This is a genomic window from Amycolatopsis rifamycinica, assembly GCF_000695625.1.
Taxonomy (GTDB): domain Bacteria; phylum Actinomycetota; class Actinomycetes; order Mycobacteriales; family Pseudonocardiaceae; genus Amycolatopsis; species Amycolatopsis rifamycinica.
This window is the reverse complement of record NZ_JMQI01000006.1, coordinates 96,951-121,030: the sequence shown is the minus strand read 5'-3', so window position 1 is coordinate 121,030 and position 24,080 is coordinate 96,951. Positions and strand designations below refer to the sequence as shown.

Genomic DNA, 24,080 nt, shown 5'->3' with positions numbered 1-24,080 from the left:
CGGGGGCTGCTCAGAACGCCGCGGCGCCCGCCTCGGCCAGGCCCTTCGCCGCCGTGACGGCGTCCGGCGCCAGCGAAGTCACCAGCGAGCCACCGGCGGCGAGCGGGCTGCGCGACCACCACTCGCCGGAGGCGGCCGGGGCGTCCGGACCGCCGACCACCAGGTCCGTGGCCAGCACCCGGCGGCCCGCCAGCACCGCCAGGCTCCCGTCCAGTCCCGCGTCCCCCACCGAAAGCGTCTGACGCAGCACGGGCGCCCCCGCGCGGACCACGTCCACCGTGGTCACCAGCGAACCCGGGCGCTCCCCGGCCCGGCCCAGCACCAGCACCTCCCGCGTGTGCAGATACGCACCAGCCGCCAGCGAGGCCCGGAAGACCGCACTGTGCCGCGCCCGGGCGGTCACCACCGTCGGCTCCGGCAGGTACTCCAGCGACCCGCCGGCTTCGACCACGACCTCCACTGTGGACAGCGAACCTTCACCGTGCGGGCCCGGCAGAGCCAGGGTCGCCGCCACGCCGGAAAGCCGCAGAGCAGCCCCGGGCCCGACGTGGATCGAAAGCGTCAGGTCGTCCCCTCCCAGCGGCGAAGTGGCCGAGTTCACCAGGTGCACCACCGCCGTCGGGCCCGAACGCCGCCGCGGGAACAGCGTCAGCGGCGCCATCGAGCACAGCTCCCGCAGCACCGTGCGCGAGCCGTCGAAGCACGCGGTCAGCCGGGCGTGGGCCTTCACAGCAGCGAACGGACCCAGCCGGCGACCGCGGGCGCGTCCGGGGTGTCCACCAGGGACTGGGTGATCACCGGCAGCGTCCCCCGCATCCGGTGCGCGTCCGACGTCATGACGTCCATGTCCGCGCCGACCAGGTGCGCGATGTCGGTCTTGTTGATCACCAGCAGGTCCGCCGTCGTGACGCCGGGGCCGCCCTTGCGCGGCACCTTGTCGCCGCCGGCGACGTCGACCACGAAGATCTGGCTGTCGGCCAGGCCGCGGCTGAACACCGCCGTCAGGTTGTCGCCGCCGCTTTCGATGATCACCAGGTCGAGGCCGGGGAACTTCTCCTCCAGCCGCTCGACCGCGTCGAGGTTCGCCGTGATGTCGTCGCGGATCGCGGTGTGCGGGCACGCGCCCGTCTGCACCGCCTCGATCCGCGCCGGGTCCAGCACGCCCGCACGGCGCAGGAAGTCCGCGTCTTCGGTCGTGTAGATGTCGTTCGTGACGACGGCGAGGTTGATCTCGTCGCCCAGCGCGCGGCACAGCGCCGCGGTGAGCGCCGTCTTGCCGGAGCCGACCGGGCCGCCGATGCCGATCCGGTACGCCCGGCCCGCCGTGGGCGCCGCGTCGTAGTGGTCCGGCTCGCTGGCCGTGGGGTCGAAGCTGACCGGGTGGAAGTGGCCGTGACCGTGGCCTTCAGCTGGCAAAGAGACGCACCTCTTCCTGGTGGTGCCGAGCATGGGCCTCGGCGAACAGATCCAACGCGGGCGACCCCGGCGACGGCAGTGCCGCCGGATCGTCGCCCGCCACGGCGGCGGCTTCCGCACACACCGCGGCGAGGTCCAGCCGCGCGACCACGGCGTTGACGGCGAAGGGATCCAGCCCCAGCAACCGGACCGCGGCACTCGCCGGGCCGCTCACCGACAGGTAGGCGACCGCCATCGCGGCGTCGTACGGCGAACCGCCCGCGACGCCGACCAGCGCGCCCAGCACGATCGGGTGGTGTGGCCGCGGCGTCTCGGCCAGCAACGCGTCGAGCACGGGTGACGGCCACGCGATCCGCCCGGCCCGCGCGGTCCCGCGGCCCTGCGCCCGGGAGGCCTCGCGCTGCGCGAGCGACGGAGTACGCGCGTCCAGTTCACTGTCCAGGAGGGACCAGTTCCCCCCGGCGACCGCCGCATGAGCGGAGGCCGCGGCGAAAACCGCCGCCAGGTGGCCCGCCGTCCGCAACCGTCCGGAAAGGAATCCCGGGAGGTCGCGCACGGACGTCACCAGTTTCCGGGCGACGACCTCCTCCAGCCCGCCACTGTGGATGTGCCCGCCGCCGGGGAAGCGGGAGTCCGCGAGGATCAGCGCCGAGAGGTCCATCAGAAGAGGAAGTACCTTTGCGCCATCGGCAGTTCCGTCACCGGCTGCGGTTCGATCAGCTCCCCGTCGACGTGCACCGCGAAGCTGTCCGGCTCGACGCGGACGTCCGGTGTCGCGTCGTTGAGCACCATGTCCGCTTTCGTCCTGGCGCGCATGTTCGACACCGCGACGAGCGGACGCGTGATGCCGAACGCCTCGCGCAGGCCGCTGTCCAAAGCGGACGGCGCCACGAAGTGCAGGCTCAGCGCGGCCCCGATCGACGCGCCGAACATCGGCCGGGCGAACACCGGCTGCGGCGTCGGGATGGACGCGTTCGCGTCGCCCATCGCCGCCCACGCCGGGAAGCCGCCCTTGAGCACCACGTGCGGGCGGACGCCGAAGAACTTCGGCTCCCACAGGACCAGGTCGGCGAGCTTGCCGACCTCGACCGAACCGATCTCGGTCTCCATGCCGTGCGCGATGGCCGGGTTGATCGTGTATTTGGCGACATAGCGACGCGCGCGCAGGTTGTCGGCCGCGCCGTCGCCGGGCAGGGCGCCGCGGCGGCGTTTCATCACGTGCGCGGTCTGCCAGGTCCGGATGATCACCTCGCCGATCCGGCCCATCGCCTGCGAGTCCGAGCTCATCATCGAGATCGCGCCCATGTCGTGCAGCACGTCCTCGGCGGCGATCGTCGTCGGCCGGATCCGGCTCTCGGCGAAGGCGAGGTCCTCGGGCACCGACGGGTTGAGGTGGTGGCAGACCACCAGCATGTCGAGGTGCTCGTCGAGGGTGTTGGCCGTGTGCGGGCGGGTCGGGTTGGTCGACGACGGCAGCACGTTCGGCAGCGAGACGACCTGGATGATGTCCGGCGCGTGCCCGCCGCCTGCCCCCTCGGTGTGGTAGGCGTTGATCGAGCGGCCGCCGATGGCGTCCACAGTGGATTCCAGGAAACCGGCTTCGTTCAGGGTGTCGGTGTGGATGGCCACCTGGACGCCGGCTTCGTCGGCCACGGTCAGGCACGCGTCGATGGCAGCCGGCGTGGTGCCCCAGTCCTCGTGCAGCTTGAACCCGCCCGCGCCCGCGGCCAGCTGCTCGCGCAGCGCCTCGTGCCGGACGGTGTTCCCCTTGCCCAGCAGCAGGACGTTGACCGGATAACCGTCCATGGCGGACAGCATCCGGCCCAGGTTCCACGCGCCGGGGGTGACGGTGGTGGCCTTCGTGCCCTCGTTCGGCCCGGTGCCGCCACCGACCAACGTGGTCAGCCCGGCGGCCAGCGCCGTGTCGACCAGCTGCGGGCAGATGAAGTGGACGTGGCAGTCGATGCCGCCCGCGGTGAGGATCTTGCCGTTGCCGGAGAGCACCTCGGTCGACGGCCCGATGACCAGGGCCGGGTCGACGCCGTCCATCGTGTCCGGGTTGCCCGCCTTGCCGATGCCGACGATCCGGCCGTCGCGCACGCCGACGTCGGCCTTGACGACACCCCAGTGGTCGAGGATCACCGCGCCGGTGATGACCAGGTCGGGCGCGCCCTCGGCCCGGGTCGCCAGGCCCTGGCCCATGGACTCGCGGATGACCTTGCCGCCCCCGAAGAGCACCTCGTCGCCGGAGCCGCCGGCGCCCATCGAGCGGTCTTCGGTGACCTCGATCAGCAGGTCGGTGTCGGCGAGCCGGATCCGGTCGCCGGTGGTCGGGCCGAACAGCTCGGCGTAGCGCTCGCGGTCGATCTGCGGCATCAGAAGTCCCCCGCGAATTCGGACCGCAACCCGGGGACGCGGCGCGCGCCGGCGAGCGGGACGAGATCGACTTCCCGTTCCACGCCCGGCTCGAACCGCACCGACGTCCCCGCCGGCACGTCGAGCCGGTGGCCGCGGGCGGCGTCCCGGTCGAACTCGAGGCCGGGGTTGACCGCGGCGAAGTGGTAGTGCGAGCCGACCTGCACCGGCCGGTCGCCGAGGTTCCGCACCAGCAGCCGGACGCGCGCGCGGCCGGGGTTCAGCTCGACCGGCTCGTCACCGGGGATGATCTCGCCAGGGTGCATCTGCCCGCTCCTCACACGATCGGGTCGTGCACGGTGACGAGCTTCGTGCCGTCCGGGAACGTGGCTTCGACCTGCACGGAGTCGACCATCTCGGGCACGCCGTCGAGCACCTGCGCCCGGGAGAGCACGGTCCGGCCACTGGCCACCAGCTCGCTGACCGTGCGGCCGTCGCGGGCCCCTTCGAGGACGTGGTCGGTGATCAGCGCGACCGCCTCGGGGTAGTTGAGCCGGACGCCGCGGTCCAGCCGCTTCCGCGCGACGTCGGCCGCCACGTGGATGAGCAGCTTGTCGCGCTCCTGCGGGCTGAGGTGCATGCGCTAGGTCTATCACCCGAAACGCGGCGGCGCCTGGTTCGGAAACACAGGATTTACCTGGGCTTCGTCACACTGTGTGGCGAAAAATTCTCCTGATTGGCGGCCTCGGTGACTGAATCGTTCTCGTAATCGTGACCGAAACCACCGCATCTTTCGATTGCCTGCGGCCGGTCAAGAGAGCAAGGTCTATCCATCCGTGCGATGTGGCGCGCGTTCCGTGCGCTTCCTCCAACCGCGCGACCAGCACCAACCAGCCGGGGAAAAGCGCACCGAAAGGTTCCGCGAAACAGTGACTACCTCCACGATCAGCAAGCCACAGCCGTCCGGCCAACCCGACGACGGCTTCCGACCGGGTCTGGAGGGCGTCGTCGCCTTCCACACCGAAATCGCCGAACCCGACCGGGACGGCGGTGCCCTGCGCTACCGCGGCGTCGACATCGAGGACCTCGCCGGCAAGGTGACCTTCGGCGACGTGTGGGGCCTCCTCGTGGACGGCCGGTTCGGCCACGGCCTGCCGCCCGCCGAGCCGTTCCCGCTGCCGGTCCACACCGGCGACGTCCGGGTGGACGTCCAGGCCGCGCTGGCCATGCTGGCCCCGATCTGGGGCTACCGCCCGCTGCTCGACATCACCGACGAAGAGGCCCGCGAGCAGCTGGCCCGCGCCTCGGTGATGGCGCTGTCCTACGTCGCCCAGTCGGCGCGCGGCATCGGCCAGCCCGCGGTCCCGCAGACCCGCGTCGACGAGGCCCACTCGATCACCGAGCGGTTCCTCGTCCGCTGGCGCGGCGAGCCGGACCCCGCGCACGTCAAGGCCCTGGACGCGTACTGGGTGTCGGCCGCCGAGCACGGCCTCAACGCCTCGACCTTCACCGCCCGCGTCATCGCGTCCACCGGCGCCGACGTGGCCGCGGCGATGTCGGGCGCCATCGGCGCGATGTCCGGCCCGCTGCACGGCGGCGCCCCGGCGCGCGTGCTGCCGATGATCGAAGAGGTCGAGCGCACCGGCGACCCGGCGGGCCTGGTCAAGGGGATCCTCGACCGCAAGGAACGCCTGATGGGCTTCGGTCACCGCGTCTACCGGGCCGAGGACCCGCGGGCGCGCGTGCTGCGCCGGACCTGCCAGGAGCTCGGCGCGACCCGCTACGAGGCGGCCGCGGCGCTGGAGCAGGCCGCGCTGAAGGAGCTGCGCGAGCGGCGTCCGGATCACCCGATCGAGACCAACGTCGAGTTCTGGGCCGCGGTCATCCTGGACTTCGCCCAGGTCCCGCCGCACATGATGCCCGCGATGTTCAGCTCGGCCCGCACCGCCGGCTGGGCCGCGCACATCCTGGAGCAGAAGCGGACCGGACGCCTGGTGCGGCCGTCGGCCAAGTACGTCGGCCCGGCGCCCCGCAGCCCCGAGGACGTCGAGGGCTGGGAGCTCGTCACCAAGCACTGACCCCTACGACCGGAGCGGCACTTTCACGTGAAAGTGCCGCTCTGGTCGTGCGCGGCGGTGGTGGTGAGCATGGCCGTGAGCTGGTCGACGAGCCAGGTGTCCAGGGCCTCGCGCGGGATCGTGCGTTCCTGCAGCCAGCTCAGCAGGGCGCCCTCGACCACCGCCGTCCAGCAGCGGAGGGTCAGCGACAGCAGCGGCGAGGGTTCGGAGACGCCGAGCGCGTCCAGGATCAGGGCCACCGCCCGGTTGCGGACCTCGTCGATGGCCGCGTCCGTCTCGGACGTCGCGATCACCGAACCGCTGCGCAGCAGGGCGATGTAGCCCGCCCGGTAGTGGTCGGCGACGTCGATCAGGCCGCGGACGGCGGCGCGCAGCCGGGTTTCGGGCGGGCCCTCCTCGAGCCCGGCCAAGCCGTCGATCAGCCCGTCGGTGACCGTGCGCAGCGCTTCGACCTGCAGGTCGCGCAGGCTGGAGAAGTACCGGTAGAACAACGGACGCGACACCTCGGCGCGCGTCACGATGTCGTCCACGGTGACCAGTTCCGGCGCCCGCGAGCCGAACAGGTCGAGCGCGGCCCGGATCAGGTCGTCCCGGCGGGCCTGCGGCGACATCCGCCGCGGCCGGCTCACGGCGTGAGGCCCTTTTCCGCGGCACGCAGGATTTCCCGCAGCACGGCCGCCGACGCGAGGTTGACGACCTGGCCGCCTTCGGCGCGCTCGGCGAGCATCGGCGCGAACGCGCGGGAGCCGTGAAGGCCCGCGTCGTCGACGACGATGTCCGGGACACCGTGCTCGGCGCGGACCCGCTCGGCGAAGCGCTGCACGGCCTCGCCGTCCGAAAAGTCCACTGTGTACTCGGCGACGCCGTGGCCGCCCAGCAGCTTCAGCGTTTCCGCGGCACCGGTCGCGTCGGTGACGATGACGTCGGCGCCCTGCTCGACGAAGGCGAGCGCGGTCGCGCGGCCGATCCCGCCGCCCGCGCCGGCGACCACGACGAGCCGGTGCTCGAACGGCCCGGCGTCCACCCGGGCCCGGCGCAGCCCGCGGCTTTCCACCCCGGTTTCGGCGTAGTCGATCAGCTCGGCGGCCGCGGCGGCCACCACCTCCGGCCTCGCCCGGGTGACCCAGTGCGTCCCGGCGATCCGGCGGACCCGCAGGTCGGCGACCCAGTGGGTGACCTCGGTCTGCAGCGGCGTCGTGACGTAGGCGTCGCCGGTCGGGGCCAGCACCTGCACCGGGACGTCGGCGGGGCGGGGCGCGGGCCGCGAAAGCCGGGTGAACATGTTGGCCCGGTAGAGCTGGAGACCGTGCAGGCCGTCGGACCTCTCCGGCAGCGCCGCGTCCGGTTCCATGCGCTGGATCTGCTTGCCCAGCAAACCGCTGCGCCACAACAGGTCCGGGATGAGCGGGACCTGGAACGCCAGGATGTACCACGAGTGCAGGAACTGGCTCAGCGCGTTCTTGAGCCGCTTCGGCGTCGGACGGCGCAGCTGGGCGCGGAACCACGCGCCGGCGTGGTCGAGGCTCGGGCCGGAGAGGGACGTGTAGGAGGCGATCCGCCCGCGCAGGGCGTCCCCGGTGACGGCGTGCCAGGTCTGGATCGAGCCCCAGTCGTGGGCGACCAGGTGCACCTTGCCGGTCGGCTGCACCGCCTCGACGACGGCACGCAGGTCGTCGGCCAGCTGGTCCAGCCGGTAGGACGCGCGTCCCGGCGGCTTGTCCGACTGTCCGGCCCCGCGGACGTCGTAGGTGACGACGCGGTGTTTCGCGGCCAGCCCGGCGGCTACCCCGGCCCACATCGAGCTGTTGTCCGGATAGCCGTGAACGAGCACGACCGTGGGCCCGTCACTCCGGCCGCCGATGGTCACGGAGAGTCGGACACCGTCGCTGGCGGTCACCCACTTGTGAGACATTCTGTCATGTTAGACAACCTGTCAACAGTGTGTTCACCCACGCGGCGGTTCCGCCGGCTCGGATCTTCGGATTTTGCTTGTGTGACAGCGTTTTCGTGGTTCCACGGGAAACCAAGCGCCCGTGTCCACCGATCGGTGGACAGCCGGTTCCACTGGCCGTTGGTCGGATTCACGGCCGCGAGCGGCCAGGCTCGGAGCATGACCACAGCAGTCAGCGTGCGCGGCCTGCGCAAGCAGTACCCGGATCACCTCGCGGTGGCCGGGCTCGACCTGGAGATCGCCCCCGGTGAGGTCTTCTCGCTGCTCGGGCCGAACGGCGCCGGGAAGACCACGACCGTCGAGATCCTCGAAGGCCACCGCCGGCGGACGGCCGGCGAGGTCACCGTGCTCGGCGAGGACCCCGCCCAGGCCGGCCGGGCCTGGCGCGCCCGGCTCGGCATCGTCCTCCAGACGGCGACCCACGCCGCCGAACTGAGCGTCGCCGAGACCGTCCGGCACTTCGCGAAGTACTACCCGAACCCGCGCGACCCCGACGAGGTGATCGAGAAGGTCGGGCTCACCGAGAAGGCCGGAGCGCGGATCAAGGCGCTTTCCGGCGGGCAGCGCCGCCGCGTCGACGTCGCGCTCGGCATCATCGGACGCCCCGAACTGCTCTTCCTCGACGAGCCGACCACCGGCTTCGACCCCGAGGCCCGGCGGCAGTTCTGGACGCTGATCAGCGACCTCGCCGCCGAAGGCACCACCATCCTGCTGACCACGCACTACCTGGACGAGGCCGAGGCGCTCGCCGACCGCGTCGCGGTCATCGCGCGCGGCGAGATCGTCGCCCAGGACACGCCGCAGAACCTGGGCGGCCGGGCCGCCGCCGAGGCCACCGTGCGCTGGACCGACGAACGCGGCGAGCACGTCGAGCGGACCGCGTACCCGACCAAGCTCGTCACCGAGCTCTCTGCTGGGGGTAGGGAGCTCGGGGGACTGACGGTGACCAGGCCGAGCCTGGAGGACATCTACCTGGACCTGATCGGAGACAAGGCATGACCACTGGGACGTCCGGGGCTTCGCCCCAGGCCGGGGGCTCCGCCACCCGGAACCCCCGGAAAGCGGTGGTGGCCCTTCCCGGACCGCTCTCGCTCGGCCTGGCCCGCGGCGGCACCGAGCTGCGGCAGTTCTTCCGGAACAAGGAACAGGTGGTCTTCACCTTTTCCCTGCCCGCCGTGCTCATGCTCCTGCTCGGGTCCATCCTGGACGGTCCGACCCCGCTCGACGGCGTCACGTCCGGGCAGCTGCTGGCGGCCGGGATGATCGGCTCCGGCATCGTGTCGACGTCGTTCAACAGCATCGCGACCGGCGTCTCGGCCGACCGGGAGACCGGCGCGCTCAAGCGGCTGCGCGGCACGCCGATGCCGTCGGCGTCGTACTTCGTCGGCAAGATGGTGCTGGTCGCGGTGTCGAGCCTGGCCCAGACGGTTTTGATGGCCGCGGTCGCCGTGCTGCTGTTCGGGCTGAAGCTGCCGTCCGACCCGGCGAAGTGGCTGACGCTGCTCTGGGTGTTCGCGCTCGGCATCGTCTCGTGCACGCTGCTCGGGATCGCGGTCAGCTCGCTCGCGAAGTCCACGAACGGCGCCGTCGCCGTCGTGCAGATGCTGTACCTGGTGCTGCAGTTCATCTCCGGCGTCTTCGTTTCGCCGATCACGAACCTGCCGAAAGTTATGGTGGACGTCGCGTCGTTCTTCCCGCTGAAGTGGATCTGCCAGGGATTCCGGTCGGTCTTCCTGCCGGACGGCGCCGTGAGGATGGAGATGGCCGGGACATGGGAACTTCCGCGGGTGGCGCTGGTGCTGGCGGTGTGGTGCGTGGCGGGCGCGGTGCTGGCGCGGCTGACGTTCCGGTGGACCGACGCGAAGTGACCGACGCCTGGGACCGGTTCAACTGGCTCTGGGAAATCCTCTTCGCGGTGGCGTACCTGGCCACGACGCTGCTGGTGGTGCTGGACGAGGACGACCCGGTGCGCACGGCGGTCGCGGTCGGGGCGCTGACCGCGCTGGCGCTGACCTACCTGCTGTGGGGCCGCCGGGTGGTGCGCGAAGACGGGCACCTGCGGGAGCGATGGGCGCTGGCCCTGATCGTCCTGGCGCTGGTCGCGGTCGCGATGTTCACCAACACCACGGCCAGCTTCATCCTGTTCATGGTGTGCCCGCTGGTGTTCTCGACGCTGGAGTTCCGGCCCGCGGCCGTGCTCACCACCGTGGCGATCCTGCTGAGCCCGTTGTCGTCGATCGTCAACGAGGGTCTGCAGGGGCCGGCGCTGCACATCCTGCTGCCGATGACCGCGATCCTCGTCGTCTTCGGTGTGCTGTCCGGCAAGTTCATCCTGCACGTCGTCGAGGAGAGCCGGGGGCGCGCCGAGCTGATCGCGCAGCTCGAGGAAAGCCAGGCGGAAGTCGCCCGGCTCTCGCGGGAGGCCGGCACCGCGGCCGAGCGCGAACGGCTCGCGCGGGAGATCCACGACACGCTCGCGCAGGGGTTCACCAGCATCGTCACCCTCGCCCAGGCCATCGAGTCCGAACTGGACACCGACCCGGCCGCGGCGCGGCGGCACGCGGAACTGGCGGCCCGCACCGCGCGCGACAACCTCACGGAGGCCCGCGCCATGGTCGCCGCGCTGGCTCCGGCGGACCTCGCGGCCGGCTCGCTCGTCGACGCCGTCCGGCGGCAGGCCGACCGGCTGGCCGACGAGACGGGGGTGCCGGTCCAGTACGAAGTGGACAGTCCGTTGCCGTCGCTCGGCATGGCGGGCGAAGTGGTGCTGCTGCGGGGCGCGCAGGAAGCGCTGAACAACGTCCGGCGGCACGCGGCCGCGTCGGCGGTCTCGGTGCGGCTGTCCGCTGTGGACGGTTCGGTGCGGCTGTCGGTGCGCGACGACGGCGCCGGCTTCGACCCGGACCGCGCCACCGGGTTCGGGTTGCGCGGGATGCGGTCCCGGGCCGAGCAGGTCGGTGGCAGACTGAGCGTCCGGAGCGGCCCCGGCGGCACCGAACTCACCCTGGAGGTGCCGGCTTGATCCGCGTCATGCTCGTCGACGACCACCCGGTCGTCCGCGAAGGCCTCCGCGGCATGCTCGAAGCGGAGCCCGACCTGACGGTCGTCGGCGAAGCGGGTTCCGGCGACGAAGCCGTCGCGCTCGACCGCGTCGCCGGGCCCGACGTCGTGCTGATGGACCTGCGGATGCCCGGCCTCGACGGCGTCGGCGCCACCAAGCGGATCCTGCGCGAGCAGCCGGGCCGCCGGATCGTCGTGCTGACGACGTACGAGACGGACGCCGACATCCTGCGCGCGGTCGAGGCCGGCGCGTCGGGGTACCTGCTGAAGGACGCCTCCCGCGCGGAGCTGGCCAACGCCATCCGCGCGGCGGCGCGCGGGGAGACGGTGCTGGCGCCGTCGGTGGCCGGGAAGCTGGTCAACCGGGTCCGCAACCCCGAGCCGCAGCCGCTGTCGGCCCGCGAGGTGGAGGTGCTCCGGCTGGTCGCGAAGGGCGGGACGAACGCCGACATCGGCCGCGCCCTGCACATCAGCGAGGCCACGGTGAAGACCCACCTGCTCCGGGTCTTCGGCAAGCTCGGCGTCTCCGACCGCACCGCCGCGGTCACCACAGCGATGGAACGAAACCTCCTCGGCTGAACCGGGCATCACCCCTGCGCCCAGGGGCATCACGCGTGATCCCACGGGCATCATGCGTGATCCCACGGGCATCACGGTGATGCCCCGCCAGTCACGCGTGATGCCCCGCCAATCACGGGTGATGCCTCGTCAGTCACGCGTGATGCCCTGCCAATCACGGGTGATGCCTCTCGGCTGAGGCCCGGGACCTGCTCCATCCGGCGGTGCGCGGCAGAATGCCTCCATGCTTGCCTCGACCGAACTCGCCCTGCTCCGCCGGATCGCCCATGAGCAGGCCGTCTGCCGGGCTCCGTCGCTGGTCGCCGCCGTCGTGCGGGACGGGGAGATCGTCTGGTCCGGTGGCCGGGGGCGCGTCGGCGGGGAAGCCCCGACCACCGACACCCAGTACCGCCTGGGCTCGATCACCAAGACCCTCGTCGCCACCGCCGTCATGCGACTGCGCGACGAAGGCCTCCTCGACCTCAATGACCCGCTCGAAAAGCACGTCCCGGGCACGCCGTTCGGTGCCGCCACCGTCGCCCAGCTGCTGTCCCACACCTCCGGCCTGACGTCGGAGTCGCCCGGCCTGTGGTGGGAGCGGACCCCCGGCGCGGACTGGGACGCGCTGGTCGGCAGCCTCGCCGAGGGCGCGACCAAGCACCGGCCGGGCGCGCGGTTCCACTACTCGAACGTCGGCTACGGCGTGCTCGGCGAACTCCTCACCCGCCACCGCGGCAAGAGCTGGCTCTCCGTGGTCGAGGAGGAGGTCCTCGGCCCGCTGGGGATGACCCGCACGACCCCGCACCCGGTCGGCGCGCACGCCGAGGGCTTCGCCGTGCACCCCTTCGCCGACGTCCTGCTGCCCGAGCCGAGCCCGGACGCCGGCGCGATGGCCCCCGCCGGGCAGCTGTGGTCGACGGCGCGGGACCTCGGCCGCTGGACGGCGTTCCTCGGCGGCGAAACCGGCGGGGTGCTCGCGCCGGACACCGTCGCCGAGATGCGGACCATGATCACCGTCGACGACACCGACGTCTGGACGACCGGGTTCGGGCTCGGCCTGATGCTCGTGCGCCACCAGGGCCGCCGGTTCGCCGGCCACACCGGCTCGATGCCCGGGTTCCTCGCCGTGACGCTGGTCGACCCGGCCGCGCGGACCGGCGCGCTGGTGCTCACCAACTCGACGTCCGGCGTCGGCATCACCCAGCTCTGCCTGGACCTCATCACCATGACCGACGAGCTGGAGCCGCGGCTGCCCGCCGAGTGGCTGCCCTCGCCCACCGACCCCGCGCTGCTCGCGCTGACCGGGCTCTGGCACTGGGGCCCCACGCCGTACCACCTGCGCGTCCAGGGCGACGGGCTGCTGCTGCTCGCGCCGGTCGAGGGCGCCGGGCGCAGCTCGCGCTTCCGCGCGACCGGCGAGGACACCTACGTCGGCCTCGACGGCTACTACGCCGGCGAAACGCTCGTGGTGGGCCGGAACGCCGACGGCGTCGCCACCCACCTCGACCTGGCGACGTTCATCTTCACCCGCACGCCGTACGACCCGGCCGCGCCGGTGCCGGGCGGCGTCGACGACTGGCGCTAGGCGGACCGGGCCCCGCTCACACCCCCAGGGTGGTGAGCGGGGCCCTCAGGTCAGGGCGGGTATGCCCGCCGCGTGGGCGACGGCGGCGGTGAACCGGTTGCCGAGGCGCTTGCCCTCACCCCAGTCGATCAGGCCGAGCTTCAGGGTCGTCTGCACCGTGAGGGCCGAGCCGCCCGGGGCGTGCGAGACCGTCACGGTGACGTTCTGGCCCCAGCTGAGCAGGGACATCCCGGTCTTGAAGAACACGGTTCCCCGCTGCGGGTCGTAGTACGGAGCCGAGCCGCCGGCGGCCGCGACTCCGGCGGGGAGCGAGTTCCACAGCACCTCGGGCGGCACCGGGAAGCTCACCTGCACAGTCGTCATGATCGGGAGACTACCGGCGGCCCGGCGAGCCGGTAACCGTGTTTTTACCCCCACGGGCCGTGGTGCCCGATGAACCCGATGGCGTAGGTGTCGCCGTCCGGGAGGCCGACGACCAGGTCCTCCGCCGGCCACCCGGCGAGCCACAGCCGGCGCCGGTTCCCCAGCTCGGCGGCGATGTCGGCGGGCACCGCGGGCAGGTGGAACTTGATCCGCACGTCCCCGGGCAGCACCGCCCAGCCGTCGACCGGCTCGCCCGCCCGCACGTCGAACGCCGCCGCCGCGACCGGCGTCCAGCGGCCGCTCGCCAGGCACGCCACCGGGCCGGTCAGTTCGGACCGCCACCCGGCGAGCGCCAGCACGACGACCAGGCTCGGCACCGGCAGGACCCACGGCAGCCAGCCCCCGGTCACGACGATGGCCGCGACCTCGGCCGCGAGGGCGAGGGCGCCGACCGCCCACGCCGCCGTCGTGGCGAACACCAGCTTCCACCGCAGGACCGCCCGCCGCGTCGACGCCCGCTTCGGCAGCAGCTTGACCAGTCCGAACACCGAAGCACCGGCGAAGATCGAGACGAAGACCCCGGCGTAGAGGACGTCGGCGCCGTGGGGCGGGTGTTCGACGAGCCCGACGACGATCGCCCCGGCCACCAGGAGCCACAGCAACCCGAAGCCGGCCACCTTCACGCCGCGGGCCGTCGACGCGGTGCGTGCTTCGCCGGTCGCCCACCACGGCAGGCGGCGGACGAAGACCAGCGCCAGCGTCGCCGCGAACCCGACCGGGAGGCCGATCGCGGTCGTTTCCGTCCAGCCTTCGACCGCGAGGTGCGCCGCGGCCACCACGGCGAACCACGCGAAGAAGTACCAGCGAGGTCGATCACTCATCGGTTCCACATGTCGGACGCCGCCCCACCTCTGTTACCTGCTTCGTCCCGACCTGAGAGACTGGCCACATGACCGACGCTGAGTTGACCATCCCCGCCGACCTCAAGCCGGCCGACGGCCGCTTCGGCTGCGGCCCGTCGAAGGTCCGCGCCGAGCAGCTGAGTGCGCTGGCGGAGTCCGGCTCCACCTACCTCGGCACGTCGCACCGGCAGAAGCCGGTCAAGTCCCTCGTCGGGCGCGTCCGTGCGGGTCTGTCCGAGCTGTTCTCCCTGCCCGAGGGCTACGAGGTGATCCTCGGCAACGGCGGCACCACGGCGTTCTGGGACGCGGCCGCCTTCGGCTTGGTCCGCGAGCGCGCGCAGCACTTCACCTACGGCGAGTTCTCGTCGAAGTTCGCCACCGTGACCAAGGGCGCCCCGTTCCTCGCCGACCCGATCGTCGTCAAGGCCGAGCCGGGCAGCGCGCCGGACATCGCCTACGAAGCCGGCGCCGACCTGGTCGGCTGGGCGCACAACGAGACGTCCACCGGTGTGGCCGTGCCGGTCCGCCGCCCCGAGGGCAGCGAGGGCGCCCTGGTCGCGATCGACGCCACCTCCGGCGCCGGCGGCCTCCCGGTCAAGGCCGAGGACTTCGACGTCTACTACTTCGCGCCGCAGAAGTCCTTCGCCGCCGACGGCGGGCTCTGGATCGCGCTGGCCTCCCCCGGCGCCGTCGAGCGGATCGGCGAGATCGGCGGGAGCGACCGCTGGATCCCCGAGTTCCTGTCGCTGACCACCGCGCTGGACAACTCCCGCAAGGACCAGACGTACAACACCCCGGCCGTGGCCACGCTGTTCCTGCTCGCCGAGCAGATCGAGTGGATGAACGGCCAAGGCGGCCTCGCCTGGACGACCTCGCGCACGAAGGACTCGTCGTCGCGGCTCTACGAGTGGGCCGAGAAGACCAGCTACACCACGCCGTTCGTGAAGGACCCGGAGCTGCGCTCGCAGGTCGTCGGCACGGTGGACTTCAGCGACGACGTCGACGCCGCCGCGGTGGCGAAGGTGCTGCGCGCCAATGGGATCGTCGACACCGAGCCGTACCGCAAGCTGGGCCGCAACCAGCTGCGCGTCGGCCTGTTCCCGGCCATCGACCCGGACGACGTCACCAAGCTGACGCAGGCCATCGAGTACGTGGTCGAGCGGCTCAGCTGACCTGAGGCGCTTTCGAGGGGACCTCCGCCGCGTCCGCGGTGGGGGTCCCCTTCTCCGTGGTCAGGCGGCGGGCGCCGAACGCGGCGAGGACCAGCAACGCGAGGCCGTACAGCTCGTAGGACTCCGTCGCCAGCCACCAGCCCGCGGACGGCGCCGGGCGCGGGGCGAACCACATCGGGCCGGCGATGAACAGCGCGAGTCCCGCGACGGCGACCGCGGCCGCCACCCACCGGACCGCGCGGCCGAAGCGCCACACGTACCACCCGGCGAGGACGAGGACCGGCACGCACCACGTCCAGTGGTGGGTCCACGAGATCGGCGAAACCAGCAGCCCGCCGAGCGCGCAGGCGGTGAGCCCGAGCACCGGCTCGGCGCGCACGACGATCACCGCGACCAGGGCCATCACCGCCACGGCCGCCAGCACCCAGGCGAACTCCGGCAGTCCCGCGCGCACGGTCAGGCCGTGCAGCGACTGGTTGCCGACGTAGTCGACGCCGCCGATGCGGCCCGCGTCGAAGACGAGCTTCGTCCAGTAGGTGAAGGACGCCGACGGCCGGATCAGCCACAGCAGCGCGCCGGCCACCACGAATCCGGCGGCCACCCGCGCGGCCGCGCGGAAGTCGCGGCGGAACAGGAAGTACACGACGAAGACGGCCGGGGTCAGCTTGATCGCCGCGGCCACGCCGATCAGCAGGCCCTTCGTCCGCTTCCGCTCGCCGGGCAGCAGGACGTCGAGCACGACCAGCACCATGAGCAGCGCGTTGATCTGCCCGAAGCCCAGCGTCGAGCGCACCGGCTCGAGCAGGGCGCCCGCGAGCTGCGCGCCGATGGCGACCAGCGCGGCCACCATCCGGCCGCGGACCTTCGAGGCGTCGGTCAGCGAGCCGTTGAGCGTCGCCACGTAGAGGTACGCGACCACCCCGGTCGCGAGGATCGACGCGATGCTGACCAGCTTCATCGTCACCGCGAACGGCAGCAGCGTGCCGGGCAGGAAGACCGCGGCGGCGAACGGCGTGTAGGTGAACGGCAGCAGGATCTGGTGGCTGGTCGGCACCCAGGCGTCGTACGGCGAGCCCTGCTCGGCCAGCGCCTTCGCGCCGCCGAGGTAGACCTCGAGATCGAGGCCGTCGAAGCGCTTCAGGACCAGCACGAGGACGACGGCGGCGACCTCGAGCACCGCGAGGGACCACGCCAGCTTCCGCCCAGTCAACGCGCCCCCTCGAGCCAGGTCTCCGACCGGCCGAGATTACCGGGCGCTCAGCAGCAGCCGTGCACCGGCAAGCGCACTGACCTGGCGTTCGCCCCCGCGGCCGGCCGGTTCGCGGCGGCTTCGGCGTCGGCCAGCAGCTTGTCGAGCGCGGCCCGGCCGAGGACGCGGCCGCCGGTGACGACGGTGTCGATCCGCCGGACCGCGCGGATGTCGGCGAGCGGGTCGGCGTCGAGCAGCACCAGGTCGGCGACCTTGCCGGGGGTGATCGTCCCGGCCGTGCCGGCCCGGCCGAGGAACGCGGCCGCGTCCCGGGTCACCGACTGCAGCGCCCGGCGCGGGCTCAGGCCGGCCTCGACGAGGAAGTCGAGCTCGTCGTGCAGGCTGAACCCCGGGTAGACGTACGGGTTCTGGCAGTCGGTCCCGCCGAGGATGCCGACCCCGGCGCGGTGCGCCTCCCCGGTGAGCCGCAGCTGCGCCTGGAAGTAGCGCTCCTGCTGGTCGATCTGCTCGGGCGTGACGGGCGTGAACAGCGTCAGCCGGTCGGCCCAGAGGTCGAGGACCTCCTGCGGGACGTACTTGTTCCGGGGGTCCTGCGCGAACGCGCCGGCGGGCCGGGAAATGACCCGGTTGACCGCGAAGGTGGGGCTGAGCCAGCTGCCGCAGGCGTTGAGGCCGGCGAAGTGCCGGGCCGCCGCGACCGGGTCGTACGCCTGCGCGGCCTCCCGGTCGAGTTCGCGGGCGAGGTTGAAGAAGTCGCGCGGGGCCTTCGGGTCGAACGGCGTCGCGTCGAGGCGGGCGAAGAACTCGTCGCGGCGGCTCGACGTGGCGATCGACAGCCCGAAGTTGTGCTCGAAACTGCGCTGCCCGGCCCGGGCGGCGTCGAGCGGGCGGAGCCGGTAGGGCCAGTGCCCGGCGAACGGCAGGCCGTGGCGCCGGCATTCGTCGGCGATCGCGGCGAAGGCGTCCTTCGGCAGGTAGAAGTACACCTTGACGAAGTCCGACCGCTGCGCGACCGCGGTCCGGACCGCCGCCCGCGCCTCCTCGGCGTTCGCGACCTTGGTGACCGGCGGGCCGAGCAGGGACACCGGGCCGTCGATGATCGAGCTGGCCAGCACGACCCGCGGGGCGAGCAGCTCGCCGCGGGCGATCTTGTCGCGGGTGGCGCGGTTTTCGTCGTAGCCCTGCATTTCCCGGATGCCGGTGACGCCGTTGGCCAGGAACAGCGGCGGCCAGATGTCCTCGTAGTCGATGCCGTGGGCGTGCATGTCCCACAGGCCGGGCACGAGGAAGCGGCCGCGGCCGTCGACGACCCGGGCACCCCCGCACCGCGGCAGGTCGGCGACGGGCCCGACCCAGGCGATCCGGTCCCCGACGAGCACGACGGCGGAGTTCGGCCGCGCGGGGTGGTCGGTGCCGTCGACCACGGTCACCCCGGAGACGACCACGACGCCGGTCCCGGCCGCGGCGGCCTCCTGCGCGAAGAGGGCGGGCGCCACCCCGGCGGCGGCCAGGCCGGCACCCGCTGTTGTGAGCCACCGCAGGAATTCACGCCTGTTCGCCTCGACTCGCACGCGGCCCCACCCTTCGATCGGCTCCCTCCCGCCCATCCAACACCTCCCCGCGGAGGTGGGGAATCTTCCAACGTGCTGGATACCGGGTGAGCAGTAACTCGGCACCCGCCATCCGTGCACCCCGCGAAACCGCCGTTCCGGAGCCCGGACTCCAGGTCACTTTCACGTGAAAGTGTTTCGGAGTGTGGGCTCCGGGTCACTTTCACGTGAAAGTGTTCCGGAGTATGGGCTCCGGGTCACTTTCACGTGAAAGTGCCACTTCGGTCAGGCGAGGGCGCGGGTGGGGGCCAGGCGGGCCGCTCGCACGGCCGGGTACGCCCCGGCCACCGCGCCCACCAGTGCCGCGACGCCGACGCCGCCCGCCAGCGCCGCCGCCGGCAGCACCGCGGGCCACCCCTGGCTCAGCGCGTACCCCGCCGTCACGAGCACCCCGGCCAGCACGCCCGCCAGCCCGCCGAGCCCGGACAGCAGCACCGACTCCGCCAGGAACTGCCCGCGAATTTGCCGCTTCGTCGCCCCCAGCGCCCGGCGCAACCCGATCTCACGCCGCCGCTCCAGCACCGAAATCACCATCGTGTTCGCCACCCCGACCCCGCCGACCAGCAGCGCCACGCCGCCGAGCCCGAGGAACAGCGCGCTGTACGTCGTGTCCGTCAGCTTCTGCGCCGCCAGCGCGTCCGACGGCCGCCGGACCTCGACCTCGTTCGGCGCCTGCGGGTTCAGCGTCGCGGCCAGCACCGACCGCACACCGTCCACTTCGGACTCCTCCGCCCGGACGTACACCGTGGACGGATGCCCGTCGAAGCCGAGCAGCCGCTTCGCCACGTCCCAGCCGACCAGCGCCGAACGCTCGATCTCCGGCGCCAGCGGCATCGGCGCGAGGATGCCCACCACGGTGAACCATTGCGTCCCGATCAGCACCTGCGGCGGCCGAGCCGGGTCGATGTGGTCGACGCCGAGCCGGGCCGCGGCCTGCGAACCCAGCACCGTCACCGGGTAGTCCTGGTTCCCCGCCGCCAGGAACGCCCCGGCCCGGACCTTGCCGCCCAGCACCCCGAGCAGGTCCGGCCGCGCCGCGTACACCGCGAGCCCGGACGTGTCGTTCGGCGCGATCTTGTCGCTGCGGCGCACGCTCGCCGACGTCGTCCCCGTGCCCGCCGCCGCCCGCACCGGCCCGATCCGGCGCGCCATCGCCACCGCGTCGTCCGGCAGCGTCGCGTTGTCGCCGAAGAGCGTCTGGCCCGGCCCCGCGGTGAGCAGGTTGGGCCCGAGCGCGGCCAGCCGGTCGTGCAGGGCCCGCGCGCCCGACGCCGGGATCGCCAGCACGGCCACCATCGCGGCGACGCCGATCGCGATGCCCAGCGCGGACAGCACGGCGCGCACCGGCCGCGTCCGCATGCCGTGGGCCCCGAGCGCGACGACGTCCGGGGGCTTCAGCCGGGCCGGTTCCGGCAGCGTCACCAGCGTCATCGCGCACCCACCAGACCGGTGTCGAGCCGCAGGTGCCCGTCGAGCAGCTCGATCCGCCGCGGCATGCCCGCGGCGATCTCGCGGTCGTGGGTGATCACGACGATCGTGGTGCCGTCCGCCGACAGCTCGCCGAGCAGCGACAGCACCGAGGCACCGGTGCCGGTGTCGAGGTTGCCGGTCGGCTCGTCGGCCAGCAGGATGGCCGGGTCGTTCACCACGGCCCTGGCGATCGCGACGCGCTGGCGTTCCCCGCCGGACAGCTCGCCGGGGCGGTGCCACGCCCGGTGCCCGAGCTTGACGCGGTCGAGCGCCGCCAGTGCCCGCGCGCGCCGCTGCCGCCGCGGGACACCGGCGTAGAGCAGGCCGGTGCACACGTTGTCCACCGCACTCATCCCTTCGTCGAGGAAGAACTGCTGGAACACGAACCCGATCCAGCGCGAGCGCAGCGCCGAGACCTTGCGGTCGGGCAGCGCGGCGACGTCGTGACCGCGCAGCTCGACCCGGCCCGACGACGGCCGGTCCAGCGTGCCCATCAGGTGCAGCAGGGTGGACTTGCCGGAGCCGGACGGCCCGACGATCGCCACCATCTCGCCGTCGTCCAGCGAGAGCGAGACGCCGTCGAGCGCGGCGACCCCGCCGGGGTAGGTGCGCGTCACCTCGTGCACGCGCAGCACGGGCGTCACGACGTCGTCACCACCCGCATGCCCGCGCTCAGCCCGGTGCCGGAGACCTCGACCTTCCCACCGCTGAACAGTCCGGTTCGGACGGCGACCAGCCGTCGTCGGCCGTTCTCGTCGACCTCGACCGCGTACCCGCCTTCGGCGAGCGCCAGCAGCGCGCCGACCGGAACCGCGAGCACGCCCTTCCGGACGTCCTTGGTGAACCGGACGGTGGCCGGCGCCGAGTCGAGGCCGCCGCCGGCGGCCGGGTCGTCGAGCCGGACGGTCACGGTGATCTTCGGCTTGCCGTCGTCCTGGCCCGCCGCGTCCTTGCCTTCGACCGCGGTCCGCCCGACGTCGGTGATCGTGCCCGGCGTCGTCTTCCCGTTGATCGTCACGGACGTCTTCGCGCCCTGCTGGGCGAGGCCCTGTTTGGCCGCGTCGAGCTTCACCTGCACCGACCGGACGGTGCCGGTCGTCTTGAGCACCTCGCCCTGCGCGGGCGAGCCGGGCTTGGCGGCCAGTGCGGACACGCGCAGCTCGCCCGCCGCCAGCACGACGTCGCCCTGCCCGAACGTGCCGGTCTGCTCCAGGCCGAGGGACTTCTGCCACTTCTTCAGCGCGGCCGCCGTCGCCGAGGTGAACTTCTTGTCCGGCGTACCGAACCCGCCGAAGCCGCACGCCTTGAGGTTCTCCTCCAGTTGCTTGACGTCGGCGCCGTCGTCCACGCCCGCGGCGAGGTCGCGGTAGAACGGCAAGGTGCCGTAGAACAGCGGCACCGGTTTCGCGTCCACCCCGTACACCGCCTGGCACCGGGTCAGGGTGGCGCCGGCGTCCGGCAGCGACGTGATCGTGCCCGGCTTGCGGCCGGCGACGACCGACTCGTCGCCGTAGCCGAGGGTGCCGTCGGCCTCCTCTTCTTCGCTCAGGTCGGTCTGCACCACCTCCGCCGTCTCGGCCGCGGGCGGCGCGGCCTCCTTCACGGGCGTCGCGCTCGACACCCGCGTCAGGATCACGACGGAGCCGGTGCCCAGCACCACGACGACGACCGCGGCGGCGATCAGCCAGCGGGCCCGGCCGCGGCGGCGGGGCTTCAGGTGGGTCACGTCGTTCACTTGGCCGCCTCGGCGCGGACGCTCATGCCGAGCCCGCACGCCTTCGCGGCTTCCTCGAACTTCTTCGGGTCGTCGCCCGGCCCGCCGATCCGCATGGTGTTCTTGCCGCTCGGGTCGGGGTCGGGCATGTCGACGCCGTGCTCGCGCATGCACTTGGCGTCCTTGCGCATCTTGTCGAGCTCTTCGGCGCTCGGCGGCTTCATCTCGCCGCCGTTGGGGAGGAAGGTCTTGCACGCGTTGTGCGCGGCCTCGGCCTTCGAGCGGTCGACGTCGCCCCCCTCGCCGGGGCCGACGGCGATCATGCCGCCCTTGCCGTCGCCGGCCGGCTTCGGGTCGGGCATGTCGACGCCGTGCTCGCGCATGCACTTGGCGAACTCGCGCATCTTGTCCAAGTCGCTCTTGCCGCTGTTGTCGGCCGCGGCGGGGCCACCTGTCTTCGGGGGCGTCGAGATCGAGGCGACCTTCGATCCGTCGTCGGCCTTCGCCCCGCAGCCCCCGAGCAGCAGGGCCGTCCCGAGCGCCGCGACGGCTATCCGTGTCCGCATGGCTCGCATTCCTTTCGTCCGGATGCGGACCAGGTCTACGGATCGGGGGATTCGGGCGCGCTAAGCGACGTCGCTTATGCGGTCCTTATGGCCCGCCTGCGCAGACTGGGCGGGTGCGCGTGCTGGTGGTGGAGGACGAGCGGCTGCTGGCCGACTCGGTCGCGGAGGGGCTGCGGCGCTTCTCGATGGCCGTCGACGTCTGCTACGACGGCGAGCAGGCCTTGGAACGCGTCGGCGTGCACGGCTACGACGTCGTGGTCCTCGACCGCGACCTGCCGAAGGTGCACGGCGACGAGGTCTGCGCCGCCGTGGTCCGTGCGGGCGGCGAGGCCCGGGTGCTGATGCTGACCGCGGCCGCCGACGTCACCGACCGGGTCGCCGGCCTCGGCCTCGGCGCCGACGACTACCTGACGAAGCCGTTCGCGTTCGCCGAGCTGGTCGCCCGGGTGCAGGCGCTGTCGCGGCGCGCCCGGCCGGCGTTGCCGCCGGTGCTGGAACGCGACGGCGTCGTCCTCGACCTGCCGCGGCACCAAGCCGCCCGCGACGGCCGGTTCCTGCTGCTCTCCCCGAAGGAGTTCGCCGTGCTGGAGGTGCTCATGCGGGCCGAGGGCACGGTCGTCAGCGCGGAGGACCTGCTGGAGAAGGCGTGGGACGAGCACGCGGACCCGTTCACCAACGCGGTGCGCGTGGCGGTGATGACGTTGCGGCGCAAGCTGGGCGACCCGCCGGTGATCGAGACCGTGCCCGGCGCCGGCTACCGGTTCGGCACGCCGTGAACGGCCTGTCCGTCCGGACGAAGCTGACGGCCTGGTACGGCGCGCTCTTCTTGGTCGCGGGGCTGGTCCTGGTCGTGATCAACTACCTGCTGGTGCAGAGCACGCTGCCGGACCCGGCCCGGTTCGCCTCGACGGCGGTCGCCGGTGACGTGGCGTTCGGGGTCGCCCAGCGGCCGGACGCCTTGTCACCCGCGCCGGCGGTGCGGCTGGTCAGCGGATCGCTGGACGAGTACCGCTCGTCCACGCTGTCCACCCTGCTCGTCGGCTCGGCGGTCGCGCTGGTGGCGACGGCGGCGCTGGCCGTGCTGTTCGGCTGGCTGATGGCGGACCGGGCGCTGCGGCCGCTGCACGACATCACCTCGGCGGCGCGACGGCTGGAGGCGGGCAAGCTCGACCGGCGGATCAACCTCGAAGGGCCGCCGGACGAGCTGAAGGAGCTGGCGGACACGTTCGACGGCATGCTCGACCGGCTCGCGGAGTCGTTCGACAGCCAGAAGCGGTTCGTCGCGAACGCGTCCCACGAGCTCAGGACGCCCCTGGCGGTACAGCGGACGCTGATCGAGGTGGCGATGGCCGACCCCGACGTCCCCGCGGAGCTGAAGAAGCTCGGCACGCACCTGCTCCACACCAACGAGCGCAGCGAGCGCATGATCGAGGGCTTGCTGGTCCTGGCCCGCAGCGACCGCGGCCTGCACGCGCGCACGCCGGTCCGGCTGGACGAGATCACCGCGTCGGTCGTCCGGGCGACGGCGGCTTCGGCGGCCGCGGCCGGGGTGACGATCGAGACCCGCCTGCGGCCCCGGACGGTGGCGGGCGACCCGGTCCTGCTGGAGCGGCTGGTGACGAACCTGGTGGTCAACGCGATCACGTACAACGCATCCGGCGGCTGGGTGTACGTCGAGGTGCGCGGGGACCCGGCGCTGGAGGTGCGGAACTCGGGGCCGGCGGTGCCGCCCGAGGCGGTGCCGACGCTGTTCGAGCCGTTCCGGCGGCTGGGCGGCGCGGAGCGGACCGGCGACACGCGCAACGCGGGGCTGGGGTTGTCGATCGTCCGCTCGGTCACCCAGGCCCACGGCGGCCACGCGGAAGCCCAGCCCGGCCGGCGCGGCGGCCTCACCGTGACTGTCCGCCTGCCCCCGGCTTGATCCACTCGATCGTGACTTTGCGTGTCCGGCGTGTCACCCCTTTGCCGCTGAACCGGCTGGGCAACGATGCGAGGGACGCGATATGAACAGTGGGCAGTTCGGTGCGGACTCGGCGCGCCTCGCACGTCAAGCCGACGCGCCGTTCTAAC

The 24,080-nt window shown here is 72.6% G+C and carries 25 protein-coding genes; 9 read left to right on the top strand and 16 right to left on the bottom strand.

Going from position 1 to position 24,080, the window contains the following annotated elements; translation table 11 throughout:
- Window positions 1-10 precede the first annotated feature (10 nt).
- Genes DV20_RS03780 through DV20_RS03755 form a run of 6 tightly spaced genes read right to left on the bottom strand, consistent with a single transcriptional unit; the run spans window position 11 to window position 4,411 of the window.
- Window positions 11-730 (bottom strand): urease accessory protein UreD, encoded by a 720-nt coding sequence (locus DV20_RS03780; RefSeq protein WP_043776447.1) that lies wholly within the window; start codon window positions 728-730, stop codon window positions 11-13.
- Window positions 727-1,449: an urease accessory protein UreG gene (gene ureG / locus DV20_RS03775; RefSeq protein ID WP_200876346.1), complete on the bottom strand. Its 723-nt coding sequence runs from the start codon at window positions 1,447-1,449 to the stop codon at window positions 727-729. Before ureG ends, DV20_RS03780 begins: the two co-directional genes overlap by 4 nt.
- A complete protein-coding gene (locus DV20_RS03770) occupies window positions 1,406-2,077 on the bottom strand; it encodes an urease accessory protein UreF (protein ID WP_043776445.1) in 672 nt (223 codons plus the stop codon). Before DV20_RS03770 ends, ureG begins: the two co-directional genes overlap by 44 nt.
- The gene (locus DV20_RS03765) at window positions 2,077-3,792 is read right to left on the bottom strand and encodes an urease subunit alpha (RefSeq protein WP_043776444.1); all 1,716 of its coding nucleotides are present in this window, start codon (window positions 3,790-3,792) and stop codon (window positions 2,077-2,079) included. The genes DV20_RS03770 and DV20_RS03765 overlap by 1 nt, the downstream gene beginning before the upstream one ends.
- Complete coding sequence (locus DV20_RS03760; protein ID WP_043776443.1) at window positions 3,792-4,097, bottom strand: urease subunit beta; 306 nt, start codon at window positions 4,095-4,097, stop codon at window positions 3,792-3,794. Before DV20_RS03760 ends, DV20_RS03765 begins: the two co-directional genes overlap by 1 nt.
- A gap of 11 nt (window positions 4,098-4,108) precedes the next feature.
- Window positions 4,109-4,411 (bottom strand): urease subunit gamma, encoded by a 303-nt coding sequence (locus tag DV20_RS03755; protein ID WP_020641633.1) that lies wholly within the window; start codon window positions 4,409-4,411, stop codon window positions 4,109-4,111.
- A gap of 289 nt (window positions 4,412-4,700) precedes the next feature.
- Between DV20_RS03755 and DV20_RS03750 the strand changes: the two genes are divergently transcribed.
- Complete coding sequence (locus DV20_RS03750) at window positions 4,701-5,849, top strand: citrate synthase 2 (protein WP_043776442.1); 1,149 nt, start codon at window positions 4,701-4,703, stop codon at window positions 5,847-5,849.
- A gap of 23 nt (window positions 5,850-5,872) precedes the next feature.
- Here DV20_RS03750 and DV20_RS03745 read toward each other — a convergent pair whose 3' ends face one another.
- Window positions 5,873-6,460 carry a TetR/AcrR family transcriptional regulator gene (locus DV20_RS03745; RefSeq protein WP_043776441.1) on the bottom strand — a complete coding sequence of 196 codons (588 nt, stop codon included), beginning with the start codon at window positions 6,458-6,460 and terminating at the stop codon, window positions 5,873-5,875.
- Window positions 6,461-6,474: 14 nt separating this feature from the next.
- The gene (locus tag DV20_RS03740) at window positions 6,475-7,761 is read right to left on the bottom strand and encodes an SDR family oxidoreductase (protein ID WP_235190693.1); all 1,287 of its coding nucleotides are present in this window, start codon (window positions 7,759-7,761) and stop codon (window positions 6,475-6,477) included.
- 198 nt (window positions 7,762-7,959) lie between these two features.
- On the opposite strand from DV20_RS03740, the gene DV20_RS03735 reads away from it, so the two are divergent.
- From DV20_RS03735 to DV20_RS03715, 5 genes are all read left to right on the top strand, one after another.
- A complete protein-coding gene (locus DV20_RS03735; protein WP_043776485.1) occupies window positions 7,960-8,799 on the top strand; it encodes an ABC transporter ATP-binding protein in 840 nt (279 codons plus the stop codon).
- Window positions 8,796-9,668 carry an ABC transporter permease gene (locus tag DV20_RS03730; RefSeq protein WP_235190692.1) on the top strand — a complete coding sequence of 291 codons (873 nt, stop codon included), beginning with the start codon at window positions 8,796-8,798 and terminating at the stop codon, window positions 9,666-9,668. The genes DV20_RS03735 and DV20_RS03730 overlap by 4 nt, the downstream gene beginning before the upstream one ends.
- Entirely contained in the window at window positions 9,665-10,822 is a 1,158-nt protein-coding gene (locus tag DV20_RS03725) for a sensor histidine kinase (protein ID WP_043776439.1), read from the top strand. Before DV20_RS03730 ends, DV20_RS03725 begins: the two co-directional genes overlap by 4 nt.
- Window positions 10,819-11,439, top strand: coding sequence for a response regulator transcription factor (locus DV20_RS03720; RefSeq protein ID WP_043776438.1), 621 nt, complete (start codon window positions 10,819-10,821; stop codon window positions 11,437-11,439). The genes DV20_RS03725 and DV20_RS03720 overlap by 4 nt, the downstream gene beginning before the upstream one ends.
- Before the next feature lie 223 nt (window positions 11,440-11,662).
- Window positions 11,663-13,003, top strand: coding sequence for a serine hydrolase domain-containing protein (locus DV20_RS03715; protein ID WP_043776437.1), 1,341 nt, complete (start codon window positions 11,663-11,665; stop codon window positions 13,001-13,003).
- A 45-nt stretch (window positions 13,004-13,048) separates the two neighbouring features.
- On the opposite strand, the gene DV20_RS03710 is transcribed toward DV20_RS03715, so the two are convergent.
- Both DV20_RS03710 and DV20_RS03705 read right to left on the bottom strand, forming a co-directional pair.
- On the bottom strand, window positions 13,049-13,366 hold the full coding sequence (locus tag DV20_RS03710; RefSeq protein WP_043776436.1) for a hypothetical protein: 318 nt from the start codon (window positions 13,364-13,366) through the stop codon (window positions 13,049-13,051).
- 44 nt (window positions 13,367-13,410) lie between these two features.
- Window positions 13,411-14,247: a hypothetical protein gene (locus DV20_RS03705; RefSeq protein ID WP_084093305.1), complete on the bottom strand. Its 837-nt coding sequence runs from the start codon at window positions 14,245-14,247 to the stop codon at window positions 13,411-13,413.
- 68 nt (window positions 14,248-14,315) lie between these two features.
- Here DV20_RS03705 and serC point away from each other — a divergent pair, with 68 nt between their 5' ends.
- On the top strand, window positions 14,316-15,440 hold the full coding sequence (serC, locus tag DV20_RS03700; protein WP_043776434.1) for a phosphoserine transaminase: 1,125 nt from the start codon (window positions 14,316-14,318) through the stop codon (window positions 15,438-15,440).
- Here the strand turns inward: serC and DV20_RS03695 are convergent.
- The 6 genes from DV20_RS03695 to DV20_RS03670 all read right to left on the bottom strand — a co-directional run bounded on the left by DV20_RS03695 (window position 15,433) and on the right by DV20_RS03670 (window position 22,010).
- Window positions 15,433-16,650 carry a glycosyltransferase 87 family protein gene (locus DV20_RS03695; RefSeq protein WP_043776433.1) on the bottom strand — a complete coding sequence of 406 codons (1,218 nt, stop codon included), beginning with the start codon at window positions 16,648-16,650 and terminating at the stop codon, window positions 15,433-15,435. The genes serC and DV20_RS03695 overlap by 8 nt on opposite strands.
- 47 nt (window positions 16,651-16,697) lie before the next feature.
- Window positions 16,698-18,221 carry an amidohydrolase family protein gene (locus DV20_RS03690; protein ID WP_043776484.1) on the bottom strand — a complete coding sequence of 508 codons (1,524 nt, stop codon included), beginning with the start codon at window positions 18,219-18,221 and terminating at the stop codon, window positions 16,698-16,700.
- Window positions 18,222-18,485: 264 nt separating this feature from the next.
- Entirely contained in the window at window positions 18,486-19,691 is a 1,206-nt protein-coding gene (locus DV20_RS03685; RefSeq protein WP_043776432.1) for an ABC transporter permease, read from the bottom strand.
- The gene (locus DV20_RS03680; protein WP_043776430.1) at window positions 19,688-20,374 is read right to left on the bottom strand and encodes an ABC transporter ATP-binding protein; all 687 of its coding nucleotides are present in this window, start codon (window positions 20,372-20,374) and stop codon (window positions 19,688-19,690) included. Before DV20_RS03680 ends, DV20_RS03685 begins: the two co-directional genes overlap by 4 nt.
- The gene (locus tag DV20_RS03675; protein WP_200876345.1) at window positions 20,371-21,465 is read right to left on the bottom strand and encodes a peptidoglycan-binding protein; all 1,095 of its coding nucleotides are present in this window, start codon (window positions 21,463-21,465) and stop codon (window positions 20,371-20,373) included. Before DV20_RS03675 ends, DV20_RS03680 begins: the two co-directional genes overlap by 4 nt.
- Window positions 21,462-22,010, bottom strand: a complete 549-nt coding sequence (locus DV20_RS03670) for a hypothetical protein (RefSeq protein WP_043776428.1) — start codon at window positions 22,008-22,010, stop codon at window positions 21,462-21,464. The genes DV20_RS03675 and DV20_RS03670 overlap by 4 nt, the downstream gene beginning before the upstream one ends.
- Before the next feature lie 113 nt (window positions 22,011-22,123).
- Here DV20_RS03670 and DV20_RS03665 point away from each other — a divergent pair, with 113 nt between their 5' ends.
- Entirely contained in the window at window positions 22,124-22,786 is a 663-nt protein-coding gene (locus DV20_RS03665) for a response regulator transcription factor (protein WP_043776426.1), read from the top strand.
- On the top strand, window positions 22,783-23,931 hold the full coding sequence (locus DV20_RS03660) for a sensor histidine kinase (protein ID WP_043776424.1): 1,149 nt from the start codon (window positions 22,783-22,785) through the stop codon (window positions 23,929-23,931). Before DV20_RS03665 ends, DV20_RS03660 begins: the two co-directional genes overlap by 4 nt.
- Window positions 23,932-24,080 lie beyond the last annotated feature (149 nt).